General features: G+C 74.2%; 5 protein-coding genes. 4 read left to right on the top strand and 1 reads right to left on the bottom strand.

Annotated elements, in window-relative coordinates; genetic code table 11:
- Positions 1 to 1,169, bottom strand: a 1,169-nt coding sequence (locus JWR81_RS20655; protein WP_297655359.1) for a hypothetical protein, incomplete at its 3' end; no start/stop codon positions are given.
- 59 nt (positions 1,170 to 1,228) lie between these two features.
- Here JWR81_RS20655 and JWR81_RS20660 point away from each other — a divergent pair.
- The 4 genes from JWR81_RS20660 to JWR81_RS20675 form a co-directional block, all read left to right on the top strand.
- The gene (locus JWR81_RS20660) at positions 1,229 to 2,953 is read left to right on the top strand and encodes an ATP-binding protein (RefSeq protein WP_297655362.1); all 1,725 of its coding nucleotides are present in this window, start codon (positions 1,229 to 1,231) and stop codon (positions 2,951 to 2,953) included.
- A 142-nt stretch (positions 2,954 to 3,095) separates the two neighbouring features.
- Positions 3,096 to 3,536 (top strand): hypothetical protein, encoded by a 441-nt coding sequence (locus JWR81_RS20665; RefSeq protein WP_297655365.1) that lies wholly within the window; start codon positions 3,096 to 3,098, stop codon positions 3,534 to 3,536.
- Positions 3,537 to 3,583: 47 nt separating this feature from the next.
- Positions 3,584 to 4,747 carry an exonuclease subunit SbcD gene (locus JWR81_RS20670; protein WP_297655368.1) on the top strand — a complete coding sequence of 388 codons (1,164 nt, stop codon included), beginning with the start codon at positions 3,584 to 3,586 and terminating at the stop codon, positions 4,745 to 4,747.
- Positions 4,747 to 6,035, top strand: a 1,289-nt coding sequence (locus tag JWR81_RS20675) for an SMC family ATPase (RefSeq protein WP_297655372.1), incomplete at its 3' end; no start/stop codon positions are given. The genes JWR81_RS20670 and JWR81_RS20675, both read left to right, overlap by 1 nt.

Consider the following 6,035-nt stretch of genomic DNA (forward strand, 5'->3'; position numbering starts at 1 on the left):
ACCTCGTCCAGCGCCAGCTCGCCGCTCTCGTTCTCGCGGAGCACGCCGAGCAGGTCCAGTCGGCGCAGCAGGTCCGGCACCGCCGACGGCTCGGCCGCGACGACCGCGGTCACGTCGTCGCGGCGGATGTACTCGCCCGGTTCGCACAGCTCCGGCCACGGGCGCAGCACGGCGAGCAGGCCGTCGTCGACGCCGATCCCGGCGAGCAGAGCCCGCGCCTCGGGCACCGTCTGCGGCAGCGTGACGAGGCTCGCCGGCGTCGCCGTGGGGGCCGGTTCGCCGAGCTCGCGCTCGATCTCGGCGAGCAGCGCCCGGTAGCGCTGCACGAGGAACGCGGGGCCGCCGTCGGCCTCGAGCTGCGCCACGGTGGCGCGGATCCCGTCGCGGTGCTCGCGCACCACCGCGCGCTCCGCGGCCAGCCGCTGCTCCTCGGCCACCCGGTCGAGATGGACCTGGACGCCGTCGAGGTCCGACGGTACGGGCTCGTCGCCGAGCAGCGGGCCCAGGCGCTTCGCGAGCTCGGCCATCTCGGCGGCGAACCGGGCCAGCGACGCCGCGGTGGGCTCCGCGTCGACGGGGAGGGTGCCCGCCTGCACCGCGTCCGCCGCCGCCCGCAGCGCCGGCGGGAGGTCGGTGACGTCGCGGCGGAGCCGCTCGACGACGGTGGCGACGGTGGACCAGTCCCAGACGGTGTCGTGCGGGGAGGTCTCGTGCGTGGTGGCGGTGATGGCGTGCTCCTTCGGGTCCGCCCCGTGGAGGGCGGTCAGCAGTTCCGTTGCGTGCATCCGGGCCGTCGAGGACGCCGGGCCGCTGCCGATGAGCAGCGCGTGCAGGGCGAGGCGGCCGTGGGCGGGAGGCAGCCGGCCCAGCATCGACCGGAGCTGCCCGGCGTCCGGCTCGTCGATCTCCTCGTCGCCGACACCGTCGGTGCGCAGCCGTTGCACGACCCCCGCCAGGAACGCCCGGGCCAGGCCCTCGACCTGCTGGTCGGAGAACTCCCGGATCCGGGCGCGCACGCCCGGCAGCGCGTGCCGCTCGGTGCGGCCGGCGCCGTGGCCGTCGCGCGCCAGCGCCCGTTGCAGTGCGGGGACGACCTCGATGACGGACACGAGGTCGTCGTCCGGCACGGACGCGAGCCAGCCACGCATCGCCGCTGGATCGTGTCGCATGGCGGCGCAGTATGTCACCCCATCGGGTGAGGACCCACGGCACCGCTATCGTCGCCCGGGTGTCGGACCAGCCCGTCGGCCTCGTGGTCGGCACCGAGGACTCCACGCCCCTGCAGTTCTCCGTCGCACTCGCGCCCGAGCAGTACCTTCAGCTCGACGACGTGGTGGTCACCCAGCGGTCCGTGCCGGGCATCGGGGCCGTCACCACGTCCGGCGTGGTCACGGAGGTCCGCGCCCGGCACGAGGGCGCCACCTACGGCTCCGACGTCTTCCTCATCGCCGACGGCGTACTGCCCGCGCAGGTGCAGGAGATCGCCGAGATCACCACCACGCGCGTCGAGCCCGAGTGCTACGTGCCCCCCACCCCCGGCTCGCCCGCCCGCCGCGCCACCGGTGAGGAGCGGGCCCAGGCCCTGTACTTCGACAAGATGGACCGCAAGGTCCCCGTCGGCCTCGGACGCGACGGCGAGCCGATCTATGTCAACCTCGAGTTCCTCGACGGCACGCGCGGCGGCCACGTGTCGATCAGCGGCATCTCCGGCGTCGCCACGAAGACCAGCTTCGCGCTGTTCCTGCTCTACTCGATCTTCCGCAGCGGCGTGCTGGGCAAGAAGTCGGTCAACGCCAAGGCGCTCGTGTTCAGCGTCAAGGGCGAGGACCTGCTGTTCCTCGACCATCGCAACATCAAGCTGGACGGGGACCTCGTCGCCGCCTACGCGACGCTGGGCCTGCCGGCGGAGCCGTTCTCGGCGGTCGGCTTCTTCGCGCCGCCCACCCCCGACGACCCGTCGGGCCGGCCGTTCGTCACGGGCCGCACCAGCGGGGTCACGTCGTTCTGGTGGACGCTCGCGGAGTTCTGTTCCGAGGAGCTGCTGCCCTACGTCTTCGCGGACGCGGAGGACGAGCGCAACCAGTACACGATGGTGATCCACCAGGTCGCGGCCCGGCTACGGCGCGAGGCCACGCCCGTCGGGGACGGGGCGGTGTCGGTGGAGGGCAAGATCCTGCGCACCTACTCCGACCTCGTGGAGTTCGTGTCGGACCGGCTCACCGACGACGAGGCCCGCCGGGACTGGGCGGGCGCAGTCACGGGGATGGGCACGGTCAACGCGTTCCTGCGCCGCCTGCGCTCGAGCCTCAAGCCGCTGCGGACGCTCGTGCGCGGCGACCTCGCCGACACCCCCGGCCGCAGGGTCTCGACCGAGGGGCGGCAGGTCACGGTCGTCGACCTGCACAACCTGCCCGAGCGCGCGCAGCGGTTCGTCGTCGGCGTCGTGCTGGCCGCCGAGACCGCGCGCAAGGAGGCCGCGGGGGCGGCCGGGCTGCTGTTCACGATGATCGACGAGCTGAACAAGTACGCGCCGCGGGAGGGCTCCAGCCCGATCAAGGAGGTGCTGCTCGACATCGCCGAGCGCGGCCGCTCGCTGGGCATCATCCTCATCGGCGCCCAGCAGACGGCCAGCGAGGTGGAGCGGCGGATCGTCTCCAACTCCTCGATCAAGGTGGTCGGCCGGCTCGACCCCGCCGAGGCCGGGCGGCCGGAGTACGGGTTCCTGCCGCCGTCGCAGCGGCAGCGGGCGGTGCTGGCCAAGCCGGGCACGATGTTCGTCGCGCAGCCGGAGATCCCGGTGCCGCTGGCCGTCGAGTTCCCGTTCCCGGCATGGGCCACGCGGCTGTCGGAGAGTGCCGGCGACGCGCCGGTGACCAGCATCAACGGGGTGGGCCCGCGCGACGCGTTCGCCCGCCTGCCCGCGGCGTCCGAGGACGACGACGCCCCGTTCTGACGGGGCCGGCGGGAGGCGGTGGCCGATGTCGCGCGGCTGTTCGGCCCGCTCGCGTCGGATGTCCTTTTCCCTGGTCAGGGGCACGTGGCCGGAGCGTCTGGGGGCGAGCATGATCGGGGCCTCTGCAACAAAGGGAGTGCCGATGAAGTCCGCCTACCGCATCCTCGCCTACCTGATCGCGCTCGAGGTCGTCGTCCAGGCCGCGGCGATCGCCTTCGCCACCTTCGGCGTGCTCGCCTACGTCGACGGCGGCGGGGTGCTCGACAAGGCCTCCGAGGGGGAGCACGCCTTCACCGGCGCCGTGGGGTTCATGGTGCACAGCGTCAACGGGGAGCGGGTCATCCCGATCCTCGCGGTCGTCCTGCTCTTCGTGGCGTACTTCGCACGGGTGCCGGGCGCGGTGCTGTGGTCGGCGGTCGTGTTCCTGACGACGCTCGTCCAGGTGGTTCTGGGCGTCGCCGCGGGTGCCGTCCCGACACTGGGCTGGGTGCACGGAGCGCTCGCCATCGCGCTGTTCGTGGTCGCGGTGATCGCGGCGCGCAAGGCCGAGGTGCCCGCGGCCGTGGAGGCAGGGCCGGGCTGAGTCCGCCCGTCCGGCCCCCGGCGGACGCGGCCTACGATGGCCGCCCTATGCGCTTCCTGCACACGTCCGACTGGCACGTCGGCAAGACGCTCAAGGGCCACTCCCGTCTCGACGAGCAGGAGCAGGTGCTCCGGGAGATCGTCGGCATCGCGCGCGAGAACGAGGTCGACGCCGTGCTCGTCGCGGGCGACCTCTACGACACCGCGGCGCCGACGGCGGCAGCCCAGCAGCTCGTCGTCCGGACGCTGATGGGGATGGCGCGCGACGGGATCCCGGTGATCGCGATCGCCGGCAACCACGACCACGCCGCCACCATCGACGCGTACCGCCCGCTGGCCGGCGCCGCCGGGATCACGCTCGTGGGGTCGCCGCGCACGGCCGACCGGGGCGGGGTCGTGGAGTTCACCGCGCGGTCGACGGGGGAGCCGGTGACGGTGGCCGTGCTGCCGTTCCTCTCCCAGCGCTACGCCGTGCGCGCGGCCGAGCTCATCGCTCGGACACCCGCCGAGCACACCGGCGCCTACGACCAGCAGCTCCGCGACATCCTCGCCTCGCTCACCGCGGGCTTCCGCGACGACGCCGTCAACCTCGTGATGGCCCACCTGACCGTGCTCAACGGCAAGATGGGCGGCGGCGAGCGCACCGCGCAGTCGATCTTCGAGTACGCGGTGCCCGCATCGATCTTCCCGGTGGAGTCGCACTACGTGGCCCTGGGCCACCTGCACCGCCGCCAGCGGATGGAGGCGCCCTGCCCCGTCCACTACTGCGGAGCGCCGCTCGCCGTCGACTTCGGCGAGCAGGAGAACGAGCCCGTCGTCTGCATCGTGGAGGCCTCGCCCGGCACTCCCGCGTCGATCACCGACGTCCCGATCAGCGCGGGGCGCCGGCTGCGGACCGTACGCGGCACCGTCGCGGAACTGTCGGTGCTCGCCCCTAGCCTCGGAGACGACTTCCTGAGGGTGTTCGTCAAGGAGCCCGCCAGGGCCGGGTTGCGGGAGGAGGTGACGGCATTGCTGCCGGGAGCGCTCGAGGTGCGCATCGATCCGGAGTTCGCCGCGCCCGTCACGGTGTCGCGGCCCTCGGAGGCGGGCGGGGCGGAGCGCAGCCCCTCCGAGCTGTTCGGTGAGTACCTCGGCACGCGGGGCGTCGAGGACCAGCGGGTGGAGCAGCTGTTCCGGCGGCTGCACGACCGGGTCACGGGCAGCGGCTGATGCGCCCCGTCCTGCTGGAGATGAACGGGTTCGCGTCCTTCCGCGAGCCCACCGTCGTCGACTTCCGCGAGGCCGAGTACTTCGCGCTCGTCGGGCCCACCGGTTCGGGCAAGTCCACGGTGATCGACGCGATGACGTTCGCGCTCTACGGCTCGGTGCCGCGCTGGGACGACAAGCGCACGGTGTCCCTCGCGCTGGCGCCCACCGCCGGGCGCGGCGCGGTCAAGTTCGTGTTCGACGTCGGCGGCGCGCGCTACGTCGTGGCCCGCGAGCTGCGCCGCGCGGCGTCGGGCGGGGTGTCGGTGCGCACGGCCCGGTTGGAGCGGCTGCGCGCTCCCGCCGGTCTCGGCGGCGTCGACGAGGAGACCGACCCGATCGCCGACGGCGCCGGCCCCGTCACGAAGGCCGTCGAGGAGCTGCTCGGGCTGCCCTTCGGCGACTTCACCACGTGCGTCGTGCTGCCCCAGGGCGATTTCGCGGAGTTCCTGCACACCGAGCCGCGCAAGCGCCAGGAGAAGCTGGTGCGCATCCTGGGCCTCGGCGTCTACGACGTCATCGCCAAGGAGGCCAACAGCGAGGCGGCCGCCCAGCGCCAGCGCGCCGAGGTGCTCACCGAGCAGCTCGGCGCCTACGCCGACGCCACGGAGGAAGCCGAGCGGCAGGCCACCGTCCGGGTCGACGAGCTCACCGCCCTCGCGTCCCGCGTCGAGGGCGTGGTCCCCGAGCTGACGGCCGCCGGGGTCGCCCTCGACGCCGCCACCGCGCTGGTCACGACACTGCGCGCGGAGCGGGCGCAGCTGGCGGCACTGGCCGTGCCGGCGGGGGTCGCCGATCTCGACGCGCGACAGCGCGCGGCAGGGGAGGCGGCCACGGCGGCGGCGAAGGCGGCCGCCGCGGCGGAGGCCGCCGACACCGCGGTCCGTGAGCAGCTCGCCGTCGCACCCGCGCGCGGCCCGCTGGAGCAGGCCCGCCGTGACCACGCCGAGCTCGCCGCGCTCACCGCGGAGCTGCCGGGTGCCCGGGAACGGCACCTCAAGACGCTCCACGCCGACGAGACGGCCGCCCGCGAGGCGGCCGCCGCCCGCTCGGCCCTCGACGTCGCCCGCTCCGCCCGTGACGCCGCGGAGGCGGCGCTGGCCGCGGCCCGGGAGGTCGGACGCAGCCTGGTCGCCGAGCGCGACGCGCTGCGCACCCCGAGCCTGCCGCCCGGCCTCGATGCCCTCGACCAGCGCCGCTCCGGTGCCACCGGGGCATTGGAGCGGGCCGACGAGGAGCTGGCCGCGGCCGA

It is taken from the genome of Pseudonocardia sp., assembly GCF_025965585.1.
Classification (GTDB): Bacteria; Actinomycetota; Actinomycetes; order Mycobacteriales; family Pseudonocardiaceae; genus Pseudonocardia.

Coding starts and splice junctions, on each gene's coding strand:
- JWR81_RS20665 (WP_297655365.1), top strand. CDS start 3,096: ATGAAGTCCGCCTACCGCATCCTCGCCTACCTGATCGCGCTCGAGGTC.
- JWR81_RS20670 (WP_297655368.1), top strand. CDS start 3,584: ATGCGCTTCCTGCACACGTCCGACTGGCACGTCGGCAAGACGCTCAAG.